Origin of the sequence: Methylorubrum pseudosasae (assembly GCF_029504475.1) — a bacterium.
Taxonomy (GTDB): domain Bacteria; phylum Pseudomonadota; class Alphaproteobacteria; order Rhizobiales; family Beijerinckiaceae; genus Methylobacterium; species Methylobacterium extorquens.
On the sequence record NZ_JAQGDU010000002.1, the window covers coordinates 1,228,804 to 1,254,826 of the forward strand.

Annotated in this window: 19 protein-coding genes and 5 pseudogenes; 17 read left to right on the forward strand and 7 right to left on the reverse strand. The window is 62.6% G+C overall.

The annotated features are described in order from the left end of the window. Nucleotides 1-15: 15 nt before the first annotated feature. On the reverse strand, nucleotides 16-1,098 hold the full coding sequence (locus tag M2437_RS06670; RefSeq protein ID WP_132249185.1) for a YeiH family protein: 1,083 nt from the start codon (nucleotides 1,096-1,098) through the stop codon (nucleotides 16-18). A 277-nt stretch (nucleotides 1,099-1,375) separates the two neighbouring features. Continuing rightward, the gene (locus tag M2437_RS06675; protein ID WP_132249183.1) at nucleotides 1,376-2,176 is read right to left on the reverse strand and encodes a pentapeptide repeat-containing protein; all 801 of its coding nucleotides are present in this window, start codon (nucleotides 2,174-2,176) and stop codon (nucleotides 1,376-1,378) included. Nucleotides 2,177-2,366: 190 nt separating this feature from the next. Here M2437_RS06675 and M2437_RS06680 point away from each other — a divergent pair, with 190 nt between their 5' ends. Beyond that, nucleotides 2,367-3,041, forward strand: coding sequence for a Crp/Fnr family transcriptional regulator (locus M2437_RS06680; protein ID WP_132249181.1), 675 nt, complete (start codon nucleotides 2,367-2,369; stop codon nucleotides 3,039-3,041). Nucleotides 3,042-3,112: 71 nt separating this feature from the next. Beyond that, nucleotides 3,113-3,355, forward strand: a complete 243-nt coding sequence (locus M2437_RS06685; RefSeq protein ID WP_132249179.1) for a hypothetical protein — start codon at nucleotides 3,113-3,115, stop codon at nucleotides 3,353-3,355. A 29-nt stretch (nucleotides 3,356-3,384) separates the two neighbouring features. Here M2437_RS06685 and M2437_RS06690 read toward each other — a convergent pair whose 3' ends face one another. Beyond that, nucleotides 3,385-3,642, reverse strand: coding sequence for a hypothetical protein (locus M2437_RS06690; protein ID WP_253386890.1), 258 nt, complete (start codon nucleotides 3,640-3,642; stop codon nucleotides 3,385-3,387). Between the two features lie 218 nt (nucleotides 3,643-3,860). Here M2437_RS06690 and M2437_RS06695 point away from each other — a divergent pair, with 218 nt between their 5' ends. The 5 genes and pseudogenes from M2437_RS06695 to M2437_RS06715 form a co-directional block, all read left to right on the forward strand. Next, complete coding sequence (locus tag M2437_RS06695) at nucleotides 3,861-4,490, forward strand: tyrosine-type recombinase/integrase (protein ID WP_132249177.1); 630 nt, start codon at nucleotides 3,861-3,863, stop codon at nucleotides 4,488-4,490. A gap of 348 nt (nucleotides 4,491-4,838) precedes the next feature. Then, a complete protein-coding gene (locus M2437_RS06700) occupies nucleotides 4,839-5,645 on the forward strand; it encodes an alpha/beta fold hydrolase (protein WP_277570236.1) in 807 nt (268 codons plus the stop codon). 28 nt (nucleotides 5,646-5,673) lie between these two features. Continuing rightward, nucleotides 5,674-7,635: a PAS domain S-box protein gene (locus tag M2437_RS06705; RefSeq protein WP_132249305.1), complete on the forward strand. Its 1,962-nt coding sequence runs from the start codon at nucleotides 5,674-5,676 to the stop codon at nucleotides 7,633-7,635. A gap of 1,671 nt (nucleotides 7,636-9,306) precedes the next feature. Continuing rightward, nucleotides 9,307-11,169, forward strand: coding sequence for a sensor histidine kinase (locus tag M2437_RS06710; RefSeq protein ID WP_253386891.1), 1,863 nt, complete (start codon nucleotides 9,307-9,309; stop codon nucleotides 11,167-11,169). 106 nt (nucleotides 11,170-11,275) lie between these two features. Continuing rightward, nucleotides 11,276-11,617 (forward strand): annotated as a pseudogene (locus M2437_RS06715) (helix-turn-helix domain-containing protein); the annotation flags it as partial. A gap of 251 nt (nucleotides 11,618-11,868) precedes the next feature. Here the strand turns inward: M2437_RS06715 and M2437_RS06720 are convergent. The 3 genes and pseudogenes from M2437_RS06720 to M2437_RS06730 all read right to left on the reverse strand — a co-directional run. Continuing rightward, complete coding sequence (locus tag M2437_RS06720; protein WP_253386892.1) at nucleotides 11,869-12,831, reverse strand: IS110 family RNA-guided transposase; 963 nt, start codon at nucleotides 12,829-12,831, stop codon at nucleotides 11,869-11,871. A gap of 543 nt (nucleotides 12,832-13,374) precedes the next feature. Continuing rightward, nucleotides 13,375-13,659: pseudogene (locus M2437_RS06725) on the reverse strand (IS3 family transposase); the annotation flags it as partial. Between the two features lie 159 nt (nucleotides 13,660-13,818). Then, nucleotides 13,819-14,052 (reverse strand): annotated as a pseudogene (locus M2437_RS06730) (transposase); the annotation flags it as partial. 2,628 nt (nucleotides 14,053-16,680) lie between these two features. Between M2437_RS06730 and M2437_RS06735 the strand changes: the two are divergent. The 8 genes and pseudogenes from M2437_RS06735 (at nucleotide 16,681) to M2437_RS06770 (ending at nucleotide 24,484) form a co-directional block, all read left to right on the forward strand. After that, nucleotides 16,681-17,370 (forward strand): Tn7 transposase TnsA N-terminal domain-containing protein, encoded by a 690-nt coding sequence (locus tag M2437_RS06735; RefSeq protein ID WP_253386893.1) that lies wholly within the window; start codon nucleotides 16,681-16,683, stop codon nucleotides 17,368-17,370. Further along, nucleotides 17,367-18,290, forward strand: coding sequence for a hypothetical protein (locus tag M2437_RS06740; protein WP_499006553.1), 924 nt, complete (start codon nucleotides 17,367-17,369; stop codon nucleotides 18,288-18,290). Before M2437_RS06735 ends, M2437_RS06740 begins: the two co-directional genes overlap by 4 nt. A 58-nt stretch (nucleotides 18,291-18,348) precedes the next feature. Further along, on the forward strand, nucleotides 18,349-19,632 hold the full coding sequence (locus M2437_RS06745; RefSeq protein ID WP_499006554.1) for a TnsB C-terminal domain-containing protein: 1,284 nt from the start codon (nucleotides 18,349-18,351) through the stop codon (nucleotides 19,630-19,632). After that, nucleotides 19,625-20,710: an ATP-binding protein gene (locus M2437_RS06750; RefSeq protein WP_253386895.1), complete on the forward strand. Its 1,086-nt coding sequence runs from the start codon at nucleotides 19,625-19,627 to the stop codon at nucleotides 20,708-20,710. The genes M2437_RS06745 and M2437_RS06750 overlap by 8 nt, the downstream gene beginning before the upstream one ends. Before the next feature lie 3 nt (nucleotides 20,711-20,713). Next, the gene (locus tag M2437_RS06755) at nucleotides 20,714-22,543 is read left to right on the forward strand and encodes a TniQ family protein (protein ID WP_253386896.1); all 1,830 of its coding nucleotides are present in this window, start codon (nucleotides 20,714-20,716) and stop codon (nucleotides 22,541-22,543) included. Between the two features lie 289 nt (nucleotides 22,544-22,832). Beyond that, a pseudogene (locus M2437_RS06760) lies at nucleotides 22,833-23,095 on the forward strand (hypothetical protein). A gap of 846 nt (nucleotides 23,096-23,941) precedes the next feature. Further along, a complete protein-coding gene (locus tag M2437_RS06765; protein ID WP_253389598.1) occupies nucleotides 23,942-24,271 on the forward strand; it encodes a Hint domain-containing protein in 330 nt (109 codons plus the stop codon). A 63-nt stretch (nucleotides 24,272-24,334) separates the two neighbouring features. Beyond that, the gene (locus M2437_RS06770) at nucleotides 24,335-24,484 is read left to right on the forward strand and encodes a hypothetical protein (protein WP_253386897.1); all 150 of its coding nucleotides are present in this window, start codon (nucleotides 24,335-24,337) and stop codon (nucleotides 24,482-24,484) included. Nucleotides 24,485-24,527: 43 nt separating this feature from the next. Here M2437_RS06770 and M2437_RS06775 read toward each other — a convergent pair. Continuing rightward, a pseudogene (locus M2437_RS06775) lies at nucleotides 24,528-24,879 on the reverse strand (DUF4113 domain-containing protein); the annotation flags it as partial. Nucleotides 24,880-25,395: 516 nt separating this feature from the next. On the opposite strand from M2437_RS06775, the gene M2437_RS06780 reads away from it, so the two are divergent. Then, a complete protein-coding gene (locus M2437_RS06780) occupies nucleotides 25,396-25,740 on the forward strand; it encodes a hypothetical protein (protein WP_253386899.1) in 345 nt (114 codons plus the stop codon). A gap of 38 nt (nucleotides 25,741-25,778) precedes the next feature. Next, nucleotides 25,779-25,982 carry a hypothetical protein gene (locus M2437_RS06785; RefSeq protein WP_147017566.1) on the forward strand — a complete coding sequence of 68 codons (204 nt, stop codon included), beginning with the start codon at nucleotides 25,779-25,781 and terminating at the stop codon, nucleotides 25,980-25,982. Nucleotides 25,983-26,023: the final 41 nt, after the last annotated feature.

Below are 26,023 nucleotides of genomic sequence, written 5' to 3' on the forward strand. Positions count from 1 at the left end.
GGTGGCAGGCCTATTTCAGGCGATGCCGAGCAGCCAGATAAGCCCGAGGCTCACGGCCGTCAGAGCGGCGAGCGAAGCGACCACCGCCAGGGTGACGCGCGGTCCCGCCTTGGCGACGCTGCGCACGTCGACGCCGAGGCCGAGGGCCGCCATCGACACGATGGTCAGCGCGTTCGCCGTCGTGGCCATGGGGTGCAAAGCCGCTTCGGGAACGAGTTCCGCGGAGCGAAGACCCGTCAAGGCCAGGAAGGCGAGGATGAACCACGGCACCAGCCGGTGCAGCGGCATCCGGCCCGAGGCGGGGCGCTCGCCGGCCGTGCGGTGCGGTACGGTCACGCCCGTCCCCGCGCGCAGCCAGCTAATCCCGAGCGAGAGAGCCAGGACCACTGGCCCAAGCATCAGCACGCGGACCAGCTTGACCAGGGTGCCGACTTGGACGCTGAGGGCGGCCACCGGGGCGGTTGCGGCGAGAACCTGCGGCACGGCGTAGACCGTGAGCCCCGCGAGCACACCGTACTGCATCGGTGAGAGTCCGAGCAGCGGCACGAGCAGCGGCAACCCGAGAACGACGAGAACGCCGAGCACGGCGGTGAAAGCGATGGACGAGGCGACGTCCTCGCCGTCCGCGTCGATCACCGGGGCCGCCGCCGCGATCGCCGAGTTTCCACAGATCGAGTTGCCGCAGGCGACGAGGATGGCCAGGCGCGGGGTCAACCCGAGAACTCGGCCGATGCCGTAGCTCGCCGCAATGGCGAGGGCCACCACCACCGCGATGCCGACGAGGAGCCCCGGCCCGGCCGCGAGCAGCGTCCCGAGGCTGAGCGAGGCGCCGAGCAGGACGACGGCGATTTCCAGGACGGTCTTGGCGCCGAACGCGATACCGCGAGCGAAGCGCCGACCAGGGTTCCAGGCCGTGCGGACGGCCGTGCCCAGCACGATGGCGAGGACCAGAGCCTCCAGCCACGCACGGCCGAAGATATGCTTCTCGACCATCTCCAGCCCGAGGGCGGCGCCCGTCACCGCGAGGCAAAGGCTCAGGCCGGGCAGGATGGAAGACAGGGCAAGCGCGCGTGATCGGAGAAAGGCTGCTGCGGGCATGGTGCGTGCACCTCGTGGACTGGATCTGCCACGACCATGACCGCATCCATTCGTTCGCTCCAACGGAACGTATCGATCATTTTGATCACGTGATGCGATGATTTAGCTGGGGACGACGAACGTCGTGCTTTGGCTCGAAGCCAGTCTTGTCGATTGGGCAACCCGAGTTTGCGGCTTCGCTGATATCAGGGAACGTTGTAGATTCCCGCTGACTGGGTTTCTGGAGACAGAAACCGTTGAGGTCAGAGGCGGGCCGTCAGGTTGGTGAACGGGCGGATCAATCGGATGCCTGAGTGACGGCACGGTCGATGTTCACCCTCTCCGCCCAGTCCTTGGCCTCGGACTGACCTTGGAGGTCAATGAGACGAGCGCCGCTGACATCGACGTTCTTGAAGTCCGCGCCCGTGACCGTAGCACCGGTCAAATTGGCCCCGGACAAGTCCGAGCCCATCAGCACCACGCCAGTGAGATCGGCATCCTTGAGATTCGCATACTCCAGGCGTGACCGGCCGAGGTTGGCTCCCTTGAGGTTCGCGCCCGACAGGTTCACCGAGGTGAACACCGCCCGCATCAGACCCATAGACTGATTCTTGATGTTGGCTCCGCCCTTGAGATCGACCAGCGTGGCGCCGCTCATGTTGGCGCCCTTGAAATCGCCGATGGGCATGGACCGGCTGAGGTCGGCCCCGCTGAGGTTGGCCTCCCGCGCAGTGATGCCGAACATTTTCGCGTCCGTGAGCTTGGCCCCGGAAAGGTCTGCCTTCAGGAGCCATGCCTGTTCGAGGTTTGCGCCGCTGAGGTCGGTGCCGCGTAGATTGGCCTTGTTGAGCCGAGCCGTGCGCAGGTTCGCGCCCCGGAGGTTGAGCCCCGACAGGTCGAGGCCCGACAGTGCTTTGTCCGACAGATCGAGGGGCTGGCCGTTCGCCTTGCCAATCATGGCCTCGACATCGGCCCGGCTCATCTGGGCTTGGGTCATCGATGGTGAGGTCATGTCCGCCCCAAGCAGCAAATCCTGCTCGGCGGCGGCGGGACCAGCGGCCAACGTGGCAAGTACGAGACTAAGGGTTAAGGCGCGCATCCGTTTTCTCCCAACGGAGTGCCGGGGGGGATCGCCGCCTGACACTCATCTCGTCTTTTGTTGTGAGGAGATGCTAAGACAGGGCGCCGGGCTGGTCGGTGACCCAGGTCACCAAACCCATGCCCTGCGGGAAGGAAACGCAAGATCGGCCGGGCATACTGCGCAGCGAGCCGACATGAGGTTATGCCAGATGCCGGACAGCCACCGGATTGAGCGCTGGGTCGAGCGCTTCCCCGTCGTGCAAGCGCTGAGCGCTGCTCACCTTCAGATTGCCCGCGGCACAGTGCAGTTTCCAGTGCTCGAGGCGGGTGCGACCGCCTACGAGTTGGAAGGCGAATGCGTCAACTACCTGATGTGCATCGAGGGCCGCACCCGTGTGTTCCGCATGTCGGAATCCGGGCGCGAGATGCTGATCTACAAAGTGACAGGCGGCGGCACTTGTGTGCTAACCACACAATGTCTGCTCTCCGGCGGTAAATTTCCCGCCGAGAGCATTGCCGAGGAGCGCACTGAACTGGCGGCCTTTCCAGTCAGTACATTTCGGCAGCTTATGGCTGAAAGCGAAGAATTCCGCCGCTTCGTACTGGACGACTACACCAAGCTTCTCGCCAGCATGTTCGCACTGGTGGAAGAGGTTGCTTTCGCGCCGCTTGAGCAGCGTCTTGCACGACGACTTATTATCGAGGCTGACCCCGCCGGTATCGTCGCCAAAACACATCAACAGCTTGCCGCTGATGTTGGAAGCGTGCGCGAGGTGGTCAGCCGGGTCCTTGGCGAGTGGGCAGAAAAGGGTTTGGTCGAGCTGCGGCGCGGTCAGGTTCAGCTCGTAGATCGGGCTGCTTTGGCAGGGCAGCGGACGCATTAGGGTTGCGTGCATAGCTGTGTGGGGCTCTATCGCTGCCCCGAACGTGCATCTGGACAGCGTTCTGAGGGGTCATGGTTCCATTTATCGCGACAGTTTCAGAAGGGACATCTTCCGATATTCGATTTATTGAGGAATATCAGGTGATTGTGATGGCTGAGAATCAATTCAACGCTGAAAGATCTATTCAAAAATTTATATCGGCAACCCAGCAAGGCGCGGCGTATGCCTTTCGGTTCGATAAAGCATGGGCAAGTCCCGATTATCTAAAAGCGGCTAAACTCAAGCCGGGCGAGGTTCGGCGTTACAATCCTTAAATCTTCGGTCTTGCTCAATCGTGGGGAAATTAAAATTGGATCAGACGTTTCGGATCGAGCCGCGCCGGATCGAATTTACAACTTACGGCCCCGCAAGAGCGCCGGTCTGGATCGTGACCTTCGCTTTGCACACGGCAAGCGGTTACGAGCATCAATGCACGGTCATCGTACCAGGTCTGGGACATGATGACGTGACCGACATCCACACCAAAGCCCGCGCTGAACTTTTTCGCCTTGGTGGAATGATCGCTGGCAGCGCTAATCCGGTGGATGAGGCTGATACACATGCACCGCATACATCAACACCTCCGAAGTCACGTAGACGCGCACGGCAATAAGACGTTCGAAACTCATGATCTATGGACGGTCCGCTAAGGGTCGGGAGCAACGGTCCAGGCCCGCCGGCGCCAATGTCGGCTTGTGTTGCAGAGAGCCGTCATTCAACATTGGGCTCACTGGCAGCATCGGGTTCCTCATGGCGGGCTCCTCAACCCAGGAGCCTGTCATGTCCGAAGTTGTCACTGTTCCCACCAGCACACGTGTTCCCTGGAACCGCGGCCGTATCGTCGGACCCAAACCGCCGCTGAAGCCGAAGCACATCTGGGCCCTGCGCACGCGCCTCCAACTCGCCAACCGCACGCGAGACCTCGCCCTGTTCAACCTTGCCGTCGACAGCAAGCTGCGCGGGTGTGATCTCGTCGGCCTGCGCGTGAGCGACATCTACCTGGGCGACGCCGTGCGTCTCCGAGCGACCGTCTGCCAGCGCAAGACCGGCAGGCCGGTTCCGTTCGAGATCACCGAACCGACGCGCGAGGCTCTCGCGGCTTGGTTGACTGCGCGCAGGTTGAAAGCCGGCGACTGGCTGTTTCCAAGCCGGAGTCGGCTCGGAGAGCATCTCACGACGCGGCACTACAGTCGGCTGGTCGACCGCTGGGTCGCCTTGATCGGCCTGGACCCTTCGGCGTTCGGTACGCACAGCCTGCGCCGCACGAAGGTCGCGCTGGTCTACAAGCGAACCGGCAATATTCGAGCCTGCCAACTGCTCCTTGGCCATACCAAGCTGGAGAGCACGGTTCGCTACCTCGGCATTGAGGTTGACGACGCGCTGATCCTCTCAGAGCAGACCGAGATATGAACCGGGCGCCGCGGTCGAAATGGCCGCGGCGGGCCAGCAGGATGGTCGCCCCCAGGGTGCCGAATGACCCTTTGCAGAAGTTCAGAAGGTCCGTTTAGGCTACTCGGTATCGCTTTCGCCGACGACTGGGACGGGACGACTTCTGCCAATCCGCTTCCTCGCGGCGGAGGCGTCAGAGCGGAGGTTTGCTCAGTAGCGAGCACTGGCTGCGATACGGTCGCAACCGGATTCCGAAGTGGACAGGCCGACCCCTGCGCACCTGAAAAACTCCCGCTCGCATGGCAGGCATGTTGGGCAAGCGCTATCAGCAGATGCATGCTAGACAGCTGACCTCCAAGGAGTGCGGGCTTGTCCGTCGTTCAACGACACAATGTGAGGCAGGCCGGTACCGGCGCGACCCCAATGGTCTTCGCGCACGGCTTTGGTTGCGACCAGAACATGTGGCGCTTCGTGGCTCCGGCCTTCGAGGAGCACTATCGCACGATCGTGTTCGACCATATCGGGGCCGGCGGATCAGACTTGGCTGCCTACGAAGCCGACAGGCACGCCTCGCTCGACGGCTATGCCGACGACGTGGTCGCGCTCTGCCGCGGTCTGTCGGTGGTCGGCGGCGTGTTCGTCGGGCACTCTGTCAGCGCGATGATCGGCGTTCTGGCCGCGAAAAAGGCCCCGGAACTGTTCGAGAGCCTCGTCCTGGTCTGCCCCTCGCCGCGCTATCTCGACGATGACGGCTACGTCGGCGGCTTCACCCGCCGGCAGGTCGAGGAGCTGCTCGACTTGCTCGACACGAATTACATGGGGTGGTCCCAGGCGATGGCGCCGTCGATGATGGGAAACGCCGACCGTCCCGAACTCGGTGAGGAACTGACCAACAGCTTCTGCCGCACCGACCCGGACATCGCGAAGCGCTTCGCCCGCACGACCTTCCTTGCAGACAACCGCGCCGATCTCGCGGGCGTGGAGGCCCGCTGCCTCGTCATCCAAAGTTCCGAGGACGTAATCGCACCACTGGAAGTTGGCGCGTACGTGCACCGACACCTGGCCAACAGCGAGCTTGCACTGCTCGACGCGACGGGCCATTGCCCGAACCTGAGCGCGCCCGCGGAGACCATTGCGGCCATCCAGGCCTTCCTTCGAGGACCGAGCCGTGGATGAAACGCCCGCCACCCTTCCGGTGCCGGACGTGGACGACTTGGAGGACCTGTTCGAAAACGCGCCCTGCGGCTACGCCTCCGCTTTGCCGAACGGACGCATCTCGAAGGTCAACCGGACGCTCTCGACCTGGCTGGGTCACCCGGCGAAAGACCTCGTCGGAAGCCGCTTCCTCGATCTCTTGAACATCGCCGGCAAGGTCTATTACGAGACCCATTTCGCGCCGATGCTAAGGATGCAGGGCTACTTCGACGAGGTCGCCCTCGACCTCGTGCGCGCCGACGGCACGACGCTGCCGGTCCTCGTGAACGCTGTCGTGCGCAAGGATGAGGCGGGCGGCGTGCGCTTTATCCGGATCACCGTCTTCAACGCCTCGGACCGCCGACGCTACGAGCGCGAGATGCTGGAGGCGCGCCGCGTCTCGGAGCAGGCCACGGTCGCGCTGCTGGAGCTCAACCTGACCCTCGAAGCCCGGGTCGCCGACCGTGCGCGCGCCCTCGATCGGGCCTGGCGGCTCTCGCCGGATCTCCTTGCCATCGCCGACGCGCAAGGGACGCTGCTGGCGGTGAACGCGGCCTGGACGGACCTGCTCGGCTGGGAGGCTGCCGACCTTGTCGGGCAGGGCTTTGCCGAATTCACCCACCCTGATGACCTGGAGCCGACGCGGGCCGCCCTCGGCCGCATCATGACGACACCGCTCGTCGAACCTTACGAGTACCGCCTTAGGCACATAGACGGGACCTATCGCCTGTTCGCCTGGACCGGCGCGTTCGAGGACGGCCAGATCTACGCGACGGGCCGGCATACGACGGTCGAGCATGAGCAGGCCGCCGCGCTAGTCCAGGCGGAGGAGGCGTTGCGCCAATCGCAGAAGTTGGAGGCGGTCGGGCAATTGACCGGCGGCGTGGCGCACGACTTCAACAACCTGCTGACAATCATCCGCTCGTCGGTCGACTTCCTGCGCCGGCCGGACCTACCCGAGGACCGCCGCACTCGCTACATGGACGCGGTCTCCGACACGGTCGACAGGGCGGCGAAGCTCACCGGCCAACTCCTCGCCTTCGCGCGGCGGCAGGCCCTGAAGCCGGAGATGTTCGAGGTCGGCGAACGGCTTCGCGGCGTCGCCGACATGCTCGACACGGTCACCGGCGCCCGGATCCGCGTGACGACCGAAATCCCGGACGAACCCTGCTTCGTGATGGCGGACGTGAGCCAGTTCGAGACTGCACTCGTCAACATGGCGGTGAACGCCCGGGACGCCATGAACGGCGAAGGCACATTGACATTGCGCGTGAACCATACGGGCAACCTGCCGCCGATCCGCGGGCATGCCGCTGCACCCGGCCTCTTCGCGTGCGTCTCCCTCACCGACACCGGCAGTGGGATCGCCGCGGATCAGGTCGCCCGCATCTTCGAGCCCTTCTTCACCACGAAGGAGGTCGGCAAGGGGACCGGGCTCGGCCTCAGCCAGGTCTTCGGCTTCACCAAGCAGTCGGGCGGCGACGTCGAGGTCGAGAGCGAGCCCGGTCGCGGCACGACCTTCAGACTCTACCTGCCGAAGATCATTGGTGATGCCTGCGAGCTACCGGCAGTTCTCCGGGACGACAAGAGCTTCCCCAGCGGCGAGGGTCAGTGTGTGCTCATAGTCGAGGACAACGTCGAGGTCGGCCGCTTCGCCACCCAGATCCTAGAGGATATTGGCTACCGGACGACCTGGGCCGCCAACGCCGAGGAGGCGCTGGAAAAGCTCGGTGCCGACGGCGCCGGCTTCGACGTGGTGTTCTCCGACGTGGTCATGCCCGGCATGGGGGGCATCGCGCTGGCCAAGACACTCCAACGCCGGCTGCCGAACCTGCCAATCCTGTTGACGTCGGGCTACAGCCACGTGCTGGCCCAGGACGGGCTGCACGGCTTCGAGCTACTGCACAAGCCGTACTCGGCCGACCAGCTCGGGCGCATTCTCGGCAAGGTGGTGCCACGGTCCCGGAACTGATGAAACGGCCGTGCCGGTTGTTGAAAGAAACGGGTGCAATGCTGCCGGAACGGAGAGGGGCGAACGACCGCTTCCCGACTCAGTCGAGGCCGGGCAAAACGACTGGGTTGGGTCGGATGCGGAAAGTCCGGTTTCGGTCGCCCCGCTCAAGCCCGCTCCCCACCCCATCCAGACCTTGAGCGGTAGCGCCTCGAATGTCCGCAAAGGGTCAGGTGTTCGCTCGCCGGCAGGTCGATGCCTCTTCAGGTGCTGATGAGCGGGCCGCCCAGCATCGTGCCGGGCCGTCCGCCCGGTGGCCGGCTCAACATCGTGCTCAGGCAGCCGCAGCCGCGAGGCTTGTGGCGGCCTTGGCATGCTGGCCGCGCTAATGTCCGCGCACATCCGCTCGGCGTAAGATTGGGACCAAAACGCTTATGCTGCGGGCATCATATGCGCGATCCGGCAATGCACCCCGATCGGCAGCAACAAGGGGAGCAGCATCTGCCAGATTGATAGCTTTGAGCAAGTCACGTAGGACGACAGCGGCACGTCTTAGGTTAAGATCACTCACCGCATGTCGACATTATCATCCCGATACTGAGCTGGCCGATAGACGAGTCTGTATACATATCGCCCCTGCGTCAGAGATTAATTTTGAAAAATTGCTATGGTGAGATGGGCGCCAAGTTCCTTGGACTGAGGCGCGGCGCCGCTGCCGAAGAGCGATCAACCCGTTCTGTCAGGCAATACTAATTCGATCACATTGTCATTGTGAGGCAAAGACCTGCTCTTTGACCTAGCACAAGATGCCTACTTAAGCTTGGCGCGGCGAATTACGGCGGCCACATGAGGGGTGCGCCGGTTGAACCAAGTCTCATGGCGCATGCACATCGCTTGTAGAAAGCGGCGCTCGCTCAAAGTCATAGGTTCCTCCCCAGGGACGCGACGTAAGATCACAGACGCGTGATCAGATGGGAAGGCTGTGATTGCAGGGTTTGGGCATTTTTGTACCGATTTTTGCCAAATTGACCCGCCTGCGGTTGCGTAAGTACCTGTTATGGCCGGCTCACGTGTATCAGCGGCCGAAGACACTCGCACTAAATGAGCCTGGAGGGTGGCTGAGACTCAACCCACAGTCGATTTGCCAACCCTCCGAGCTCACCCCGCATAAGACATTCTCGATGGCGACGCTTATTGCCTGCGGCCGATCTGCAAGGCAGAGCCGGAAGTGGTGATACGCTTGGAACTAAATATTGTCGTGCTGAAGCCCCTTGAAGGCTAGGGTATTGGTATCCCGCTCCGCCTGCAGAGCCTGGCTGTTTTAAGCGAGATCAAGGGCTGAAGCGAATAGGCGATGATCTTCACCGCTCAAACCTCCTGACGCTGGCATGGGTCGGACGTTAGGCCGGACGCGCAGCCTCATCTGCACAGGACTTTCCTCTTAGCGCCGCCTTTGAGGCCGATTACCAGAGCGGGCTTCTAGTCCCTGCCCCTCTGCTTGCTATCTGGTTCAGGGAGCTTCCGAGGTCGCAGTATACCATGCTTGGGCTCGATCTGTTGCCAGCGGTTCTGTCTGCCAACGTGGTCCTCGTTCTGAGCGACCCGGATTAAGAGCAAATTGCCGTACTGAAGGCCGATCAACTCGCTCGGATTCGTGGTAAGATTTGCGCCAGGGCATGTAGGAGAGGCCCCATGGGCAGTCGCACCTCGCTCGAGTGGCCGCCTGGCAGTAGTGAAATGGTGGAGCGCATCCGCGCGCATGACTGGTCAGGATCGCCGCTCGGATCAGCCGAGCGCTGGTCACCACGCCTGAAACTTGCTGTCGAGATGGCGCTGGCCAACCCTCTTGCTACCAGCCTCGTATGCGGGCCAGAACGCCTCCTGATCTACAACGATGCGGCTGCTACCTTTCTAGGCGAGCACCATCCCGCGGCTCTCGGCCAAACACTGCCTCATACCTTCCCGGCTGGCTGGGCGGCGGCCGAGCCGTTCTACCAGCGTGCCTTCGCAGGTGAGGTGATACAGGTCCACAGCCAAGCACTCAGTATGTGCTGTGAGGGTCAGGCGAACGCAGACGTGTCCGATGCCATCCTCATGCCTGTGCGCGACGAGGACGGACGAGTCGCTTACGTCCATATGATCTGCACTGAGAATGGCGGGCGGGCTCGAGCCGAAACCATCGCACGTCAGAGTGACGAGCAACTCGCCGCTATCTTCGGCAGCGCCGCAGTCGGGCTGTCCGAGCTTGCGCAGGATGGCCGCTTCCTACGTGCCAACGACGAGCTCTGCCGTATCCTGGGGCGCACCCGTGAGGAGGTGCTGCGTCTCACCGTGATGGACGTGACGTATCCTGACGACGTCCCCCCCAGCCTGATCGCTGTCGCGGAGGCGCTTCGAACAAACCATCCCGCCTCGCTGGACAAGCGCTACCTGCGCCCAGACGGCAGCTTCGTGTGGGCCAACAGCCGTGTGCAACCGCTGCACCATGAGGGCGAGCCGAGTACGCTGTTGGCTGTGACGGCTGACTTGAGCGAGCGCCGTCACACCGAGGAGCGCCTGCGCGAGAGCGAGGAGCGGTTCCGGGCGTTAGCGAACCTTGTGCCGGTCATTCTATGGCGCTCGGACGCGAGCGGGCTTACCTTCTCAGAGAACCAATCCTTCCTCGATTACACCGGCCAAACGGCAGACGAGGTGCAGGACTTCGGCTGGCTCGCCCCAATGCATCCACATGACCGTAAGGGCGTGCAGGAGGCATTTGTGCATGGAATCGAGACCAAGCAGCCAATCGACGCGCAGTTTCGACTGCGTAGCCGCGATGGACAATATCGGTGGTTCCTCGCACGGCAGGTGCCAATCTTTGGCGGAGAGAGGCAGGTAACGGAGTGGTTCGGCGCGGCCATGGACATCCACGAGCTGCACGAACTGCAGCAGCGACAAGCCGTCATGGTGGATGAACTGCAGCACCGCACCCGCAACCTGCTCACTGTGGTACGCGCCATCGCGCAGCAAACGATGGCTCAGACCGGCCCGACTGAGTTGTTCCGCGAGCACTTCAACGACCGCCTTGCAGCACTCTCTCGCGTGCAGGGCCTGCTCTCCCGCTCTGACCAAGAGCCAATTACCATTCGGGCCCTTGTCAAGATGGAGCTTGATGCGCTCGGAGCGACAGACATGCGCGAGCGCATCGTGGTAGAGGGACCTCGGGTGGTGCTGCGCAAGGGCAGTGTGCAGACGTTGGCTCTGGCTCTGCACGAACTTGCCACCAATGCGCGCAAGTACGGTGCCTTGTCCCGTGAGCAGGCCGAACTCTGGGTCAGCTGGGACACCTACACCGCCGAAGCCGGAGAGCAGCGCCTCACCCTGACATGGCTGGAGGAGGGAATCTGCCGTTCGCAACAGAGCAACCCGATCCGGCGGGGCTATGGGCGCGAGCTGATCGAGAAGGCGCTACCCTACACGCTAAAGGCACACACAGACTATGAACTTGGCGAGAATGAGCTGCGTTGCTCCATTGACCTGCCACTCACTGAGCTTGCTGGGACAAGGGCCCAATGACCTCTGCAGCCAACCAATGGGTGGGATGCCGTGTGCTCTTAGAGCTGTTCCCGGCGGTGTTGCGACGGGACGGTGGTTGGTGCGTTGACCGGTGAAGGAGCCAGCGATGCCTTCACCGTTGTCTGTCGATCTGCGCGAACGCGTCGTAGCGGCCGTGGCCGGGGGCGCTTCCTTCCATTGGGCGGCGGCGCGGTTCGGGGTGAGCGTGTCGAGCGCCAGCCGCTGGTCGCAGCGGTTTGCGCAGCAGGGTCACGTCGCGCCCAAACCGACTCACGCCGACGACAGCCTGCCGGCGATCGAGGCGCATGCGGATCTGATCCTCTCCCTCGATGAGGCGCAGCCCGAACTCTTCCTGCGCGCATTGCGCGACGCCCTGGCCGAGCAGGGCGTGCAGACCAGCACGAGCGGGCTGTCACGCTTCTTCGCTCGCCACGGCATCACCCGCAAAACGTATGGCCCGCCCCGTCCGCAAGTGGCTCGGATCCGCTGGTCTGTGCAGTCTGCATAAACGTATCCGGCCTTCCGGCAGCGCCGTTGGCCAAGATGGAGATCCGCGCGTCCTGGGCCTCATAAAGGGGTCGGCGTCGAGCGCCATTTTTGCGGAGAGGCTTCCAAAACACCGGTCGACTGTCAGGCCATCTTCCTCTCACCGCCCGCAGACATCGAAAGGCCGGCGCGTCCGCGCCGGCCGAACTCGGATCAGGCGGCCACGGCCGCCGGCTCGTAGACCCGCCCGTGGCGCAGCAGCGCCCAGACGATGCGCGCCATCTTGGCCGCCAGGGCGACCACCGCCGTGTTGACGTGCGACCGCGCCAGCAGCCCGCGCAGCCACTGCCCGAGATGGGTGTCGCTCTGGCGCAGCGAGGGCAGCGCGGCGCGGGCACCCTGGACCAGCGTCTTGCGCAGGTACTTGCTGCCGCGCTTGGTGATGCCGACGAGCCGAGGCTTCCCGCCGGTCGTCACCTGCCGCGGTACGAGACCAAGCCAAGCCGCTAGATCGCGCCCGCGGGCGAAGCTGGCCACGTCGCCGATGGCCGCCACCAGCGCGGTCGCGTTAAGTGCGCCGATGCCCGGGATCGTGGTCAGCCGACGAGCGTCCTCGTTGATGCGGGCCTGCTCAGCGAACTCGGCGTCGAGCGCGGCGATGCGCTGGTCGAGCTCCTGCCAGCGTTCGCGCACCTCGGCCATGAGGGTGCGCATGCGCGGTGTGAGCGACGCGCCCGCGTCTGTGTCCAGCAACGCGGCCAGGCAAGCGGTGAGCTTGGCGCGCCCCTGCGCCACGACGTGGCCACGCTCCAGCAGGACGGAACGGATCTGGTTGGTCAGCGCCGTGCGCTCGCCCACGAGCTGGTCGCGGACCCGGTGCAGGGTCTGCACGTCGAGCTGCGCCTCGGACTTGAGTGCCACGAAGCGCATCGTCGGGCGTGTGGCCGCCTCGGCGATGGCCTCGGCGTCGCGGTCGTCGTTCTTCTGCGCCTTGACGTAGGGGCGCACGTACTCCGGCGACATCAGCCGGACGGTGTGGCCTTGCTCGGCCAGGGCGCGGCCCATGTGATGGGCGCCGCAGCAGGCCTCCATCGCAACGACACACCCCGGCAGCTTCGCGCCGAAGGCGATCACCCCCTCGCGCCGCATGCGTCGGCGCAGCACGACCCGCCCCACCCAACTGCTCGCAGTATGTGTCGATGGGTTATCGACCTTCGTGGTTGTCCGATGGGAAGCAGATCACCGTCAGCATCCGCCCTGGCTCGTGCACTCGCCCTGTGATCTGGACGTCCGAGAAATGGCCTTGGATCTTTGCCGGCAGCTCGCTCTTCATACTGGCCTGCAGTTTCGTCATGGGAATGGCGTGGATCCGATGCGTCCGGGACGGTTCCAATCGACCTGACCAGGCGCTCCCGTGACACTGCCAAACACGTCCGCTTCCCACCCCATCCGGACCTTCGGCTGGCACATGTCGAATGTCCGCTTGGGGGCAGGAGTTCGCGCTCCTCTCGTGCGGCTGTGCGCCATTAGCGGACCTTCGAACGAAGACACTGGAATGGCCGCTTGGAGCCCTACAGCTGCCGTTAGGATGGAATGGTTGGTCCGGCTGAGGCCGGGGCCGTCTATGTCCCGGCCACGGATGACCCGGACCACTGGCGTCTGCCTGTCGTCCGACCAGACCGCCCCGACAACGTCAGCACGCTCCAGCCCCCCTGGGTGAGGAACCTTCAGCCCCTCGCGACGCCAGATGCGCTGAACCCGATCCTTGCCCACCTGCCAGCCGTCTGCCTGCAGCAGCGCGGTGACGCGGCGGTAGCCATAGCGCCCGTACTCGGACGCCAGGGCAACGATGGCCCGGGTCAGCGCATCCTCGTCGGCTGGCACGATGGGCACGTAGCGCTGCGTGCCCCGATGCTGACCGACGATCCGGCAGGCGTGACGTTCCGAGAGGCCGTACTTCTCCCGGATCGCGTCCACCGCCTGCCGGCGTCGCTCGGGGGCTAGATGGGGTATTCGGGGTGCCCGGCGCGGTGGAAGTGGCGGCATGATGGCGCTTCGATCCAACCTCGGAGCTCCGCCATGGACCAGCAGCACCACGTCGGCCTCGATGTCTCCGTGAAGGAGACACCTGGTGCACGAGCTCGCGTCGCCGAGCAGGCGTCACAGCTTTTTTGCGAGCACGTCCTGCAAGATGTGCTTGTCGAGGCTCAGATCGGCAACGAGCTGCTTAAGCTTGCGGTTCTCGTCCTCAAGCTGCTTCAGCCGCCGCAGCTCGCCTGTGCCCAAGCCGCCGTAGAGCTTCTTCCAGCGGTAGAACGTCTGTTCGGAGATACCCATCCGGCGCAGCACCTCCGCGACCGGTGTCCCCGTCTCGGCCCGCTTCAGCGCGAAGGCGATCTGCTCCTCAGTGAACCTGCTCTTCTCGGCTCCGCTCCTCCCATAAGGGGCTCACACAACCGGAAAACTCGCACTCACGCCGGACCAAAGCGATGGGGGGACGTTAAGGGTCAGTCTCCGTGGCCGCAGGCGGATCACCAAAAATCTTACAATTCAGCAAAATAGGCCGCCCCATTGGCTCGCCCATCAACAATATCCCCGCAATCCCAGAAAGACATTTTGGACTTGCAGAAGGCAATAATTGCCCCCATGCTTTCGTGCAATGAAGTGCGGGCTATCGAGGCCAATTTTCTATTAAGGTCCACGAATACGACCTTAGCGCACAAAGGCTAAAATGCTGGAAAACAGCTATCGACCGTAATCAGCAGAAACGCCGCCTTCCGGGTCTGCTGCACCCACTACATTCGAAGGCCGTGGCGGCTCCATGTCCGATCAGCATTCGATGAGGTTTACCTCGACCAGCGAAGATCCTGGGCAGAGAGTGAGACCTGGCTTTCGATCGTTTAAAACAGCAGTGCCGATTGATTATCCTCGGCGATGGCACCGAGACATTCTTATTCAAGCGACTCTTGAAAGTTCAATTTCAGCAATAGAACCAGGCGATCCGCTGTACCGTAACGAGCGCATTTTCAGTTTTTTTGTATTTGCTGGAGTCCAACGGCGATTGATCATGGCCACCCCCAGTCGCCCTGAGAAGTCCTCAAGAAGAACCTTTCCTGACCACGTTTTAATCACCAGATCCTACGTTTTGTCCGAACCGCGGTGCTCCACCGCTCGGGCAGTTTGGGCAGCTCGCAAGCTCGTGATTCCCGTCGGAGACCGGCTCAGAATTTTGGAGCGTCTGACTGAGGCCGAAGCGGGGTTGACGCTCGGCGAACTCGCTAACTGCGTGCGGAGCTCAGATTTCGAGCCGGCGGCAGTAGTCCTTGCACTTGTCTGCGCCGGTCAGGCCGACCTAGAGCCTGGGGAAGCGCTATCGCCGGAGACCATTGTACGACGTCGTTTCGGCGAATCGACTCGACAGCGGGATCGCCTAGCCAGTGCGCTGGCGATCGAAGTGCAGACGTGATCGGCGCGCTGTCTCACTGAGCTGTCACGAAAAGTGTGTGCCCTTTGATTCTCGAAAAGAGCAGGTCGAGGGCTACTCACCGCATAGCGACCCAAGACTACTAACTACAATAGCCTCTGTTCGAGACCCTCACCCAGAAGCGCGATTACGTTGCAAATTTACGACGCGCTATCCAAATATTTCTGAACTTCGAAGGAATGGTATGCCTTCCTAAATGAGTCCCGATGTTCCTGCGACGAAGGAATGAATAGGCGAAAAGGGGAGCCCCGTTCCTTTGATTGTACATAAATGCGCATCTACGAGCAGAACCGATTCCTTCGATGAAAATTCTGCGCATTTTTGCAGATTTAAAACTTGACTAGATTTGATCGATATGTATTCACCAGCATAAACCTGGTACCGTCGTTTCTGATTCGTACCGGTATTCAGCCAATCTTAGCGCCACTGCTTGGGGTGGTGCTGCGTACTGACAGTTCTGCTTAACGAGGTGGCTGAAGATCGCATCTGTTGCTTGAGGGGAGGCTTGCGTTCGCCGTTCCTTCCTGCAATGCATGAGCGAATCGCTGGAGTGCCGATACAAGCTCGCCGCCTTTGACGAGCGTTCAGCAGCACTCGAGCAAAAGCGAACCAGAGGACGGACAATGCAGCTATGGTACAAATGAGAAAGGCGCTCAGGAGGTCCTGAGCGCCCAATCACTAAGCCGTCCGCCATGCCAGCCAGCTAACCGGACGGCCTATCAGCGACACTGACGATTCCAGAGGAATCGCGCAGCAATCACGGCGGCATAATGCCTACGCCCGGCTTCAGCCGCAAGCGGATTATGCTGAGCCATGCGTGCTGCCTGATACCCAGGGGAGGCAAGCAGCATGCGCCTACAGCATCCCAATCTCCAAGCATTTCAGCGCCGACTTTTGGCGCACGCGATGCGCATACTTGAAGGCCCGCATGAAAGCAGCACCTCGCCTACGTGCTGTGGTTTTTTTGGAGGTCAAGAAAGCATGCAGACAGATAGCGCCGCCGATACCAATCCGACGATACGCATAAAGCTTACCGATCGATTTGAATAGAATCGAACTCCGGAGCTTTAGGTTTGCAGCCTCAATGCAAACTGCGTCGGAGAGCTTAAAATGAAGCTAGTGATGTAGCTCGAAAAAAACATGCGCGGCCGCTTCCAGTGACCGCGCATCTTCCGAACTGACCGTCGCCCAACAGGAGGCTAACCACGACAGCAAGCAACGCCAAGTTCAGACACGACGAAGACGCTTAAGCTTTCGCCTAAACGCCTTCGAAGCTGAGAGATCATCCCCCCATCCTTGCAAGAAAACGGGATGATCAGTCTAAAATCCTGTGACACGGCGCGAGCGCCGGCGCGCGAAGATTTCAAGCGTGGAGGGTGCCATAGGCGGAGTCCGCCTGCAAGTCTCCACCCGGTCTCAGCTTCCTCAGCCAATGGCTGTCGGAGAAACGACGCCCCCGCTAGGGCGAACGCCCCCGGCTGCCTCCGTCCATTCCGGCGTACCACAAGCGCCAAAAGACGCACGAGGATGCGATGCCCCATATGATCGAACGATCCCCCGACGACTGGGAGTCGCCGGCCGAAAGCCTGGCCGACCGGTTCCCCACCAAGTTCCGCTCGAAAGCGTCCACGCAGGGCGTGCTCGTCACCACGGATCCGCGGCCGCGCCAGATCTTCTGGGACAGTCTCGGTGAATTCGGCACGCTCACCAGTGTGCTCGCCCGGCGCGACATCGTCGAGGTGCGCGAGCAGCAGGAGGCGCTCTATCGCGACGCGGAGGGAGTCGTCCGCCGACACTTCTTCGACTTCGTTGTCACCTTCGACGACGGCACCCGCCGGGCGCTCGCCTATAAGCCGCGCGACCGAGCCGAGACGGTCGGATTCATCAACTTCCTGACCGACCTGGCCGAACGGATCTCCCCGGAGATCGCCGACGAGATCGTCCCCCTGACCGAGTTCGATCTCCCCCGCGCGACCGTTCAGAACGCGATCCTCATTCACGACTGCCAGCGCGATCCGCCGGATGACAACGATGAGGCTGTGCTCGCGTCGCTGGCCGAGTTCGTCGGCCACGTCAGCATCGCCGACCTGCGCGACGCCACCGGCCTTGGCGGTGATGCCTACCGGGCGATCATCCGTCTGATCGGCTCCGGGGAGATCGTCATGAAAGGCACTGCGCGGATCGGCGGTCAGACCCTCGTCCGTTTGGCCAACCAGGAGGACGCACGATGACACCCCGCTATCAGATCAACGAAGCCGACCGTCTGATCCTCGGCGGCGGCCAGACTCTGACGTGCAAGGGCCTGACGAAGACTGGCTACCTGCTGCAGCCGTTCGGCATGGACCTGACCGACCATGTCAGCTTCGAAGCTTTCGAGGAGGCCCGCCAGCACCCGGATTTCCGTCATACGCCCCTGTACTACTCCGAGCCTCGCTCCCGCGCGCGCGCGCGCACGCTCATTGAGAGCAACGACGACATCCCTGCTGAGGAACTTCCGGACGTGCGCTGGCGGGAAGCCTGTGTGCTTGCCTTCCACGATGAGGAGGCCAAGGATCGTCGCAATCCTCCGCCGCAGGATCAGCAGAGGGCCAACCGGACCAAGGCCGGCTTCGAGGAGGCGATGCGGCGCGCCAGTCCGCAACTGATGCAACTCGATTACGCTAAGAAGGCCGCGGCCAAGAAGGCGGCGCAGTCGCGTCCGAGCTTGGCCAAGTCCGGCATGCGTCGGAAAATTCGAGCGGGCCGCACCGTGGTCCTCCGCTCACTACCTGGCGCGAAGACGCTGCAGCGCTGGACCCTGGCCTATGAGGAGGCCGGCTGTGAGGCCTGGGGCTTGCGCCAGTGTCACTTCAACAGCGGCAACGTCAAACCCCGGTTTGCTGCGGACGAGTACGCGATGATGATGGAGGCGGTCTACGCCTACCTCGATCGGAAGCGTCCGACATTAGAGCAGTGCTACAAGGATTACGGAGACAACCTCACTGCGGAGAATGACAAGCGCGCGGAGAACGGGCAGCCGCCGCTGCGAAGGATCGGTGCCTCGACGTACCGCGCCAGGGTGAGGGCGCGTCTCTCGCTTCCATCGGGACGCCGCGCGGCACGGCATCGAGTACGCCATTCGCAAGAATGGGGGCGTCCGGCGAAAATTTGACGTCACCCGCATCGGCGAACGCGTCGAGATCGATGGCTGCAAGGTGTCGTTGATCCACATGGCTGTCGAGAGCGGCATCTGGGCTAAGATGACGGCCGAGCAGAAGCACAAGGTGCCGAAGGAGCGCTGGATCCTGCTTCGAGCAATCGACGTCGCCTCGAAATGCATCCTAGCGGAGGTCATCACCCCGACCGAGACGACCAAGGCCGCCGCCATCCTCCTGCGGATGATGATCAGCGACAAGACTCCCCTCGCCGCGGCGATGGGAGCCAAGACGCCTTGGAACTACGCCTGCGTCCCGCACTCGATCGCGACCGACGGAGGAGCTGCGTTCCGGTCCGACCGATTCCGCCAGATGCTCGCCGATCTCGGCATCGTCTTCGTCGCCCCCGAGGTCGGTCAACCGAATAAACGCGCCACCGTGGAGCGCTCATTCGGCACGACCCGGACGCAGTTCCTGCAGCACTTCAGCGGGCAGACGTTCGCGAACGTCAGCGACAAGGGAGATTATGACCCGGGCAAGAGCGCCAGCCTCTTTGTGGACGAACTAGCTCGCGCTCTCGTGCTGTATGACGTCGACATCTACCACAACACGCCTCACGAGGGCTTGTATGGCGAGACTCCTCGGGCCTGCTGGCAGCGCCTGATGATTGAGAGCGGATGCTCTCGTATCACCCCAGGGGCTCATCAGCAGCGGGCGATTTTCGGTGTCCACCTCAGCCGCAAGCTCGGCAAGAGGGGCGTCCGGGTCCTCGGCCTTCACTACCAGTCCGTCGATCTGGCTGGCTTGTTGAAGGATCGGGGCGAGATCGATCTCCCGGTTCGGCTCGATCCGGACAACCTCGGCTGGATCTCGGTCCAGATCGGGCGCGTGTGGAAGACGGTCCCCTGTGCCACCTCCGGTTTCGAGGGAGCCTCGATCCAGGCGTGGTTGGGCGTGGTCGAGGATCAGCGCCGGCGGTACGACATCGCGGCCGCAGCGAGCCGACCGATCGTCACCGATGCCCTTCGACAGATCCGGGCTATCGCCGCGAACGCTGAGCGCCGCTTCAGCATCACGCCCCACACCTACGACGCCGAGGCAATCTCCCGGGCGGAGGCCGAGATGCTGAGGGGGTTCGACGTCCCCGAGGAACGGGTACGGAAGAACGCCCCACCGGGCGGCGATCCGCTAGCGCAGGGTATTCCGGTCACCGGGCCGACGATCCAGCAGGTCCAGCCCTCGGCATCACCGCGCCGGCAGCATCCTGAATCCGGGTCGCCTCCCACTGCGTCACCCGCAGATAGAGATGACCGTGACGAGGATGACAGTGACTGGACGATGGAGACGCCCGATGCGTGACGACATCGCCAATCCTCTCGACCACTTCCGGAGCGTAGCGGCCAGAGAGCAGCGCCAGCGGATCGAGGTCATGCAGCGGGTGCGCGGGGCGTACTTCCGTCATCCGAAGCACGACGAGGTCGCCGAGCATGTTGACGAGCTCATTGAGCATCTCTTGGAGCACACCGACTCACGGGTGCAGTGCGGCAGCGAGGAAGCTTCGGGGATCGCCATCATCGGCGCATCCGGTGCTGGCAAGAGTACAATGCTGCGTCGAATTTTCCTCGAGCACCCAGCCTTCCCGCATTACGGCGTCATTGGATCTCGCTGCCCCATCGTGACGGTCAAGCCGGAGGGGGCCTGCACGCTCGATCGATTCGCGATCGACACGCTGCGCAAGTTGGGAATGCCGGTGCAGGACGTTCCGCGTCAGGAGCAGCGCATGGCGCACATGGTACGGGATCAGCTGCGTCTGATGGGGGCGAAAGTCCTCCATATCGACGAGGCTCATCACATCACGCAGCCGGCCAACTCCATTCAAATCAAGAAGATCCTCAACACGTTCAAGTGTTTGATGATCGATGATGAGTGGCCGATTGGATTAATTCTGTCGGGGATCCCGGAACTGAGGCAAGTTCTGGAAGGGGAGCGGCAGGTCGCTCGTCGGCTTGCCTTCGTGCCGCTGGCGGGGCTGACCTTCGCGTCGGATGCGCGCAAGGTCGGGAAGATCGCCCAGCAACTGGCCGGTCTCGCGAAGCTCGGATTCTCGGCGGTCCAAGCCGATGTCCTTGCACCGCGCATCATTCACGCGGGCGGATATCAGCTGGGATGCGCGATCGAGCGAATCCACGAGGCGATCCGGGTCCGGCTCAAGCGCAATCTGCCTCGCCTCTCGACGGCTACGCCTTCGCCTGACCCGTTGATCTTGGACGATTTCGCCACGGCCTATGCCCGGAAAACAGGCGTGGAGGCGCAGGACAATCCGTTTCTCGCGCATGACTGGGAGGCGACTGACCCGTTCCGCGTCCTGAACGGACCGCAACGGACCGATGACAAGGGTGATCGCCCCTCTTCGCGTTCGACAAAGAAGGGGGGATGAGCCATGGCCCGACTCTATCCCTTCGTGCCGCTCTTGCCCGACGAGGCCGTGACCGGCTTCTGTTCTCGGCTGGCGGCGATCCACAAAACGACCTCGGTCCGGACGTTCCTTCGCTATCTCGGCCGGCGGTTCACGCCGATCGTGTTCGGGCAAGCGGCGGCGCTCGACGATCTCGCCGATTTGACGGGCATTCCGCCGGCCGAGATCGCACGTAGCAGTCTGGTTCGTGCTGAAGGCCACATCACGCATCGCGGGGAGCTTCTCCCGACGACGATGTCTCGCGGCACGCGCACGTTCGTTTGCCCACGATGCCTGACAGAAGATGGTGAGCATGCGCGCCGGATCCCGATCGAGACGAGCTACGGCCGTACAATCTGGCAACTGACGCCGATCCGTGCCTGCCCTCGTCACCACGTGCTCCTCCGCGAGATCGGCGTTCCCGTTCACGCGAGTGAGGCGTACGACTTCTCGCGGGCGATCCGGCCGCATCTGAGCCGGATGAGAGAATACGCTGACGCGGCGGCCGAGGTGATGCCGTCGGCCGCGGAAGCTTATCTCTTGTTTCGGTTTGAGGAGCAGCGGGAGGCCTCGCCGTTGCTCGACCAGATGCCGTGGTACGCAGCCGCACGGGCGTGCGAAGCGGTGGGAGCCGCGGCGTTGTTCGGGCCTACTGTCAAGCTCGGCAACTTGGCACTGAGTGAAAAGAGGGAGGTAACTGATGTCGGCTTCGAAATCGCCCACGGGGGCGAGCCGGCCGTGTCGCGCTTCCTCGATGACCTTCTAGGCAAGCATTACACCCGCAATGGGTCGAACGACGGGCCTGGGGCCATGTACGGTATTCTCAACCACCTCCTGACGCGCCCCGGCGTCGATCCAGGCTACGCGCCGCTGCGGGATATCGTGTTTCGGCATGCACTCGACGCCGCGCCCTTCGGCCCTGGAGATGTCGTCGTCGGGCTCCCGGTGGTCCGCCGTCGTACGCACTCACTGACGACAGCTGCCGTGGAGGCGGGGCAGCATCCCAATCGCCTCCGCAAGATTCTGATCGCCGAGGGGATCATTCCCCCTGATGCTAGCCTGAATGGGGATGTGATCTTCAATGCCGCCATCGCCGCGCCGATCCTGCGCCGCGCGACCAACCTCCTCAATCTCCATGCGATAGCGAAGCATCTCCAGACGACCTACTCCTACGCAAAAATGCTGGCGACAAACGGCTTCATCGAGCCCTTCCAGAGCGACATGGTCGGGGAGAAGGTCATCCGGGCCCGGTATGCGAAGGCCGATGTCGACGCGTTCGTGGAGAGGCTCGTCGAGGGGACAGTCATCCATCCACGGCCGGAACGGCCGCTCATGGACATTCCTCGCGCGGCCAAGCGCACCTACTGCCCGACGCCGGGTATCATCAGGATGATCCTAGATAGGCAGCTCCGTTGGGTCGGTGTGGATCCGGACAGGGCCGGCTTCCATGCGATCTTGGTCGACGCCGATGAGATCCTCAAACGGGTTCGCGGACCGGAGCATGACGGCTACACCATGCAGAAACTGCGGGTTCGCATGAAGGTCGGCCAGCGCGTAGTCGAGGCGCTCATCACTGGCGATTATCTCCCTCAGGTGATGCGTCCCAATCCCGTCAACCGACATCGAGACTGGATCGTGCTGCCGGAGACGATCGATGCTTTCGAGCGAACCTACGTTTCCCTGAGTGAACTCGCCGGTCGGTGGGAAATGAACGCGTCTAAGCTTAAGACAGATCTTGACCGCCGTGGCGTAGAGCCCGCGATACGAAGGGATCAAGTAGGCGCAACGTTCTACTTTAGGGACCGGCTCCTTTAGGATCTCGATCAAATATGAAAATCAAAGCCCCGGCGTTAGCCGGGGCTTTTTCTTTGCGATGGCCCCAAGCGCCGACGTCAAAGGCGAGCACTTTATGCTCAGATAAGAGCCAAATTATGACCTTAAATCGAAGTGCGAAGAGTCAAGCAAGAAAATAAACGCAAGCAATTGCAATGGGATAGATCGACAATTCGGACGATCTATGGTGTTCGCCACGGCGCCTTGTTTTCGTTGACGAAGTCGGCGCTCTGGATCTCCTACCCCACCAGCGTAAAATCGCAGGCTTCAGATGGTGGACCCCAACTTCACCGTCGGCGAACTCTTCAAGGCCAAAGCCGTCAGCGACGAGCAGGTTAACGCGGCCGTCAAGGTGTACCTCTCGGATCCCAGCGCCCCTGCTCGATCGCCGACGTCTACAGTCTCGACCTCGCTGCGGCCGTCGCCGAGCACGGCTGGGCGAGTTCGGTCGTCGCCAACTCAGAGAGCAGCCCGACGCTGAAGCGCGGAGCAGTTCGGACCGCAATCCTGCTGACGCGAGCGCAGAAGGCGTGAGGCGACCGAACTGCACCGTCGCCGACTGAACTTCCAATGGCCTAACGACAATCGTCCCCCCCCGCCCTCCCGACAAACCTTAGTTAACCTGAGGCTTTTCCGAATGCTGGCCTAGATACAATATTAGCTTCATTTAATGTATTTCCAAAAGATCTGCACATGAAAAGTATATTTGGTTTTCGGTTTCAGATTACTGCCGTTCGCTTCACTGATTTTGTTGGACAACACATTATGCGTTGTGCACCCGCAAAACTCGAGCAGTATTGCTAATTCAATCATCGAAACCGAAGCAAAAAAGCTTCCTTTTTGATCTGTTGCGAAAGATCGCTGCAGACGGTTTCGTAGGGGGATTTAATGATATATGCGCAATTTCCAGGTAGATTTAAATATCAGCTTCAAAACTCGGGGAAATTTGCAACTAGATTGTCTGAGGGCTCCGGAAACAAGGAGTAGTTTACAGTTCAGATCACGGGGACCCAGCTGGCCGCATCCCTCAACGTGCCCCCAACTCACAGGTGTTCGTCACCTCTCCTGATCCGTCAAACGATAACAGGCCGGGCACCGTCATAATCTTCAGTGGCTTCGGCCCCGTGATCACAGGCGCGCAGACTGGCTAGCAGACGGATGACGCCGCTACGATTGCTCTCGACCCGAACCAGTCTCTAAACGGCACACTTGTTATTTCGACAAGCGTTGTGACGCCGGGCCAGCAATTCACCCTGCCGAACAATACGCCACAGAAGTTCCGCAATCTGCAGCAAGCGCCCTGCTTTACGACTGGCACCCTGATCCGCACCGCGGGGCAAGGTAGCGGTCGAGGACTTTCGCGTCGGCGATCTGGCCGTCATCGCCTCCGGCCTGCTGCGTCCGATCACCTGGATCGGCAACCGCGCCCTCGATGCCAAGGGTGAGGCGCTGCCCCACAACGAGCAGCCCGTCCGGATCGCGCGGGCGCCTTCGGCCCCGGCCTCCCGGCGCGATCTGCGCCTCTCGCACGGCCATCCGGTGCTCGTCGGCCCCGATACCAACCGCGAGGGTGGCGTGCTGGTGCCGGTCATGTGCCTGATCAACGGCAACACCATCGTCCGCGAGCCGGCGACGCAGGTGACCTACTGGCACATCGAGCTGGATGCGCACGACATCTTGCTCGCTGAAGGTCTGGCCGCCGAGAGCTAATACGAAATAGGCAGCCGCCTTTGGTTCGCCGGTGAGAACGGCCCGCTGACCGATCCGGACTTCGTGCCGGCCGGCACCTACGGCCGCTGCCGCCCGGTGGCGGAAGACGGCGCTCCGGTCGAGGCGGAGCGTCGGTGCCTTGCCGCCGTGTTCGCGGCCGAACTCGACGGCCACGGCGCCTGGACCGACGCCGACGCTTGCCACATCGCGTAACCGTTGCGAGGGGCAACATAGGGAAACGTTCTGTCGCCCCTTCTCAAGCGTCCGCGACGGGTAGCTCGTCGACCCGTGTGGTGTAGCGCGGCGTGCGCATCTCAAACTTGGTCGTCCAGGCCCGCCGCTGCTGCGCGAGCCCGGCCCACCTCAGCACCACGCTGCCGCAGCCCAAGCGAGCGTCGCGGGCGTCGAGTGCGCCCATAAGTCGCGTCGAGCGCTCGCGGTCGAGTCGACCGATCAGCGCGCTGCGAGGCAGCGAGCGGCAAGAGGTCGACCGTGACTACGCCGGCTTTCGAATAGCGCCAGGGCGGACTGCCCTGCTGGCGCCAGATGCGGGCCACCTCGTGCAGCGCCGCCGGGATCAGCGCCAGCGTGCCGTTCGTCGTCTCCGGTGCCCGACATCACCGTCCCCACATTCCCCGCCGTTGCAGCGGTGCTCGGCAAATCGCCATGGGATCACTGGGGCAGGTGGGAACTCCCGCGGTGCTGGCGGAGTCGCTGAGAACAAGTCGGGCTGAAACGGCGGTTCGCGCAAGCCCGTACGGCAGGGAGGCGAGAGATGGAGCAGGATACCCCACCGCTTGATCGGACGGCTCGGACGATCGCTGAAAGTGTCTACTCCGCCTACATGCGCCACGCATCGGGCGAGTTGCACCCTCAGACGGAACAGACACTCCTGACTCGTCTCGTGGAGGCAATTCGGCCCGAAGTCCCAGGGCGGCACACCGCGCGACATCATCGATGCAGCCAATGAGGCTCTCGATGCGTGGGAGCAGCAGAGCGGCGGAGTTCGCGGTCCACGCGTCAGCGTTCTCGATCGTGCCGACGGTTCGGTGGGAATGGACGCGGCCGGCACGTCATAAGGGCACGCGCCATCAGCGAACATCGAAGGCCAGGAACTCACCGACATGGAAGGCGCCAGCGCACAGACCGAAAAGATTGGCGAGCTGTCGCGGCTGGCGACCTTGGCTGCCGAGCGCATCCTAGAGACGCAAATCACCGACCATCGGCTATCTCGGGACCTCTTCACAGCTCTTGTGAGCGGTGCTCAGATCCTCGAAGAGCACAACGCACCTTTGCCGCCGCTGGTCGAGCAGGTGCTATATGAGGCCGGCAAGCGCTTCAGCGAAGCGGATGCTGCCGGTCAAGCAACGGATCGAGAGTCCGAAGGCGACGGCGTTGTCGCCACCCTGACGCGTTTCTTCAGTGGCTTCCGACGCAGCGAGCGCGGCGTGCGTCTTGGGGAGCAGTGACGATCGCAACCTGCAACCGCAAAAGGAACGAAACTGATATGTCCGCGACCGAGCTGGACGATCTCAACGCCGCGCGCCTGGCGCTCGTGCGGCAGCGAAACGCAATTGCCAAGCGTATGGGTGCGATCGCGTTGGCCCCGGTCTCGATGGCCGAAGACCTCACGCGCATCCTGCTGGCGATCGAAGTCGTCGATCGTGCGCTGGTCGATGCGGGGCAGCCTTACATGTCGGCCGACGTTTGATCGGTTGCCTGCCGACGGCGCCATCTTCAGGGAGTAGAATA

Bases quoted from the DNA above. Each gene is read 5' to 3' on its own strand.
- M2437_RS06745 (WP_499006554.1), top strand. From the start codon at position 18,349: ATGGCTGTCGAGAGCGGCATCTGGGCTAAGATGACGGCCGAGCAGAAG.
- M2437_RS06680 (WP_132249181.1), top strand. From the start codon at position 2,367: ATGCCGGACAGCCACCGGATTGAGCGCTGGGTCGAGCGCTTCCCCGTC.
- M2437_RS06750 (WP_253386895.1), top strand. From the start codon at position 19,625: ATGCGTGACGACATCGCCAATCCTCTCGACCACTTCCGGAGCGTAGCG.
- M2437_RS06740 (WP_499006553.1), top strand. From the start codon at position 17,367: ATGACACCCCGCTATCAGATCAACGAAGCCGACCGTCTGATCCTCGGC.
- M2437_RS06685 (WP_132249179.1), top strand. From the start codon at position 3,113: ATGGTTCCATTTATCGCGACAGTTTCAGAAGGGACATCTTCCGATATT.
- M2437_RS06735 (WP_253386893.1), top strand. From the start codon at position 16,681: ATGATCGAACGATCCCCCGACGACTGGGAGTCGCCGGCCGAAAGCCTG.
- M2437_RS06755 (WP_253386896.1), top strand. From the start codon at position 20,714: ATGGCCCGACTCTATCCCTTCGTGCCGCTCTTGCCCGACGAGGCCGTG.
- M2437_RS06780 (WP_253386899.1), top strand. From the start codon at position 25,396: ATGGAAGGCGCCAGCGCACAGACCGAAAAGATTGGCGAGCTGTCGCGG.
- M2437_RS06785 (WP_147017566.1), top strand. From the start codon at position 25,779: ATGTCCGCGACCGAGCTGGACGATCTCAACGCCGCGCGCCTGGCGCTC.
- M2437_RS06675 (WP_132249183.1), bottom strand. From the start codon at position 2,176: ATGCGCGCCTTAACCCTTAGTCTCGTACTTGCCACGTTGGCCGCTGGT.
- M2437_RS06670 (WP_132249185.1), bottom strand. From the start codon at position 1,098: ATGCCCGCAGCAGCCTTTCTCCGATCACGCGCGCTTGCCCTGTCTTCC.
- M2437_RS06695 (WP_132249177.1), top strand. From the start codon at position 3,861: ATGTCCGAAGTTGTCACTGTTCCCACCAGCACACGTGTTCCCTGGAAC.
- M2437_RS06690 (WP_253386890.1), bottom strand. From the start codon at position 3,642: ATGTGTATCAGCCTCATCCACCGGATTAGCGCTGCCAGCGATCATTCC.
- M2437_RS06710 (WP_253386891.1), top strand. From the start codon at position 9,307: ATGGGCAGTCGCACCTCGCTCGAGTGGCCGCCTGGCAGTAGTGAAATG.